1 protein-coding gene is annotated in these 1,498 nt (G+C 59.3%); it reads left to right on the plus strand.

Features of this window, described 5'->3' with window-relative positions:
• Positions 1-988: 988 nt before the first annotated feature.
• The gene (locus ACFORK_RS29015; RefSeq protein ID WP_379205546.1) at positions 989-1,126 is read left to right on the plus strand and encodes a hypothetical protein; all 138 of its coding nucleotides are present in this window, start codon (positions 989-991) and stop codon (positions 1,124-1,126) included.
• Positions 1,127-1,498 lie beyond the last annotated feature (372 nt).

Genomic DNA, 1,498 nt, shown 5'->3' on the forward strand with positions numbered 1-1,498 from the left:
CCTGAATTCCCCGTCGTAACTCGAGAATCCCGCCGTAACTCGAGAAAAACCACGTGGCTCCCCCGTCATCGCAAGATGAAGCCCTTTCCCGCTACAGCGCCTCAGGAGAAGTCCCACGTTAGGAATTGGAGGTCGAAAGGGCACTTGGCACCCTTGATGCGACCCACAAAGTTCCCCGAAATCCCGGTCTCCCTCGAGAGGAACACTGAGGTTTTCCGGCACCCCCTCCTCTGAGCCCTTTCTCCCCTCCTGATCTGGACAGGAGGGTCGACTCCCCTGCTTTGTCTGGAAGGGGTTCCCGACCTTCCGGTCGCACCTCAGGATGAGGCCGGTCTCACGAAGACATTCCAGACGTGGCCTCGTGGGTGGTTCCACATTCCGTAGGACCCCGATTTCCCGGTCCCCTCTTGATAAGAACCCGATGCCCGGACACCTCTCCGAACTCCACCCTGTGAATGAAGTCAACACGAAGGGGCAGTTTTTCCGTGCATCGTTCGGAAAAAAACCCCAGGTTCCAAAGACAGCTCGACAAGCGGCCTCTCTCCCCGGGGACATCTCGAGAGGCAAGCGGAGTTCCATGCCTCAACCCAAGACGAGGCCTGACTCTCCTGTCCCCAGTCTGCAGGGACCCTGCGATCGGAGTCTGAAATCAGAGGTACCCTGCGGTTCCTGCCTCAACTGGAGATGAGGCCCTCTTCCAATGCACCAAACCCAGTGGAGTCCCGAGAGGCCCCTCCCACCTCCAGTTTCCCTGGCTTCTCAGAGCCACCATGAGAAGCCCCCTGAGGTCACCTGCACAAGTCGAGGGAACCCAGGGTTTCCTGCCTCAACCCGGGAAAGACCTCGAGAGACCTTCTTCAACACGTCTCGAGGCCAGATTCCCCTACCATGGCTCGGGAGCAATGACGCGCTCCCCCTCGCCACTCGCATGGAGACCCGACTTCCCTGGCGCCCCACGAGAGGCTCACTGACCTCGCCGTCGTACCTCGTGAGAAACCGCACACTGGGGCCGCCGCTCGAGAACAACCCCGAGATTCCCCCGTCATCGAGAGATGAGGGCCTTCGTCTCCTGCATGGCCTAGCGACCAATCTCGCGACCTCTCTCCAAACGCCTCAGGAGGCTTGACTCCCTTGAGTCCACCCAGTGAGCTCCAAGAGATACCCGTCGCGATTCGAGAGCAGAGCGGGGTTCTTTGCTTCCACTCGAGATGAATGCCTGTCTCCCCGGGTGCGTCTGGAATGCAACCCCGAGATCCCTGTCGCCCCTGGAGAGGAACATTGGCTTCTGGACACAAGCCTAGATGAGGTCTATTGGCCCTGCAGTCACTCGAGAGCAATCCCCAGCTTTCCTTCGCAACTCGAATGGAAGATTGGACTTGCCTGGGCCAACACAAGAGGCAGCCTGAATTCCCCGTCGTAACTCGAGAATCCCGCCGTAACTCGAGAAAAACCACGTGGCTCCCCCGTCATCGCAAGATGAAGCCCTTTCCCGCTACAG

The sequence above is a fragment of the Paenibacillus sp. GCM10012306 genome (assembly GCF_042649265.1).
Classification (GTDB): Bacteria; Bacillota; Bacilli; order Paenibacillales; family Paenibacillaceae; genus Paenibacillus_AQ.